The sequence below is a fragment of the Corynebacterium sp. HMSC065D07 genome (assembly GCF_001810695.1).
Lineage (GTDB): Bacteria > Actinomycetota > Actinomycetes > Mycobacteriales > Mycobacteriaceae > Corynebacterium > Corynebacterium hesseae.
Map to the genome: position 1 here is coordinate 1 of NZ_KV802436.1, position 244 is coordinate 244.

Sequence of the window (244 nt, forward strand, 5' to 3'; positions counted from 1 at the left end):
GTTAGAACATTTCTTCTAACTCATGTTTCTCGGGGGAGACATTCATGACTACCACCGCCACGCACCCTTCAACCTCCTCTTCTTTCTTCTTCTCAACAACGAATCCGAATAATCCACACGCTATAGCCCGCGCGGCAGCCCGCCGCGCTATCTACAACACCTGGGTTGCTGCTATGCCCAGCCTGCAGGCTGATATCAACACCACCGCTTTAAGCTTGGTGGCTGCCTGGTCACTGCCGGAAGG

Annotated in this window: 1 pseudogene; it reads left to right on the forward strand. The window is 54.1% G+C overall.

Annotation, left to right across the window (positions count from 1 at the left end):
• Window positions 1-44: 44 nt before the first annotated feature.
• Window positions 45-244, forward strand: a pseudogene (locus HMPREF2760_RS12520) (HNH endonuclease); the annotation flags it as partial.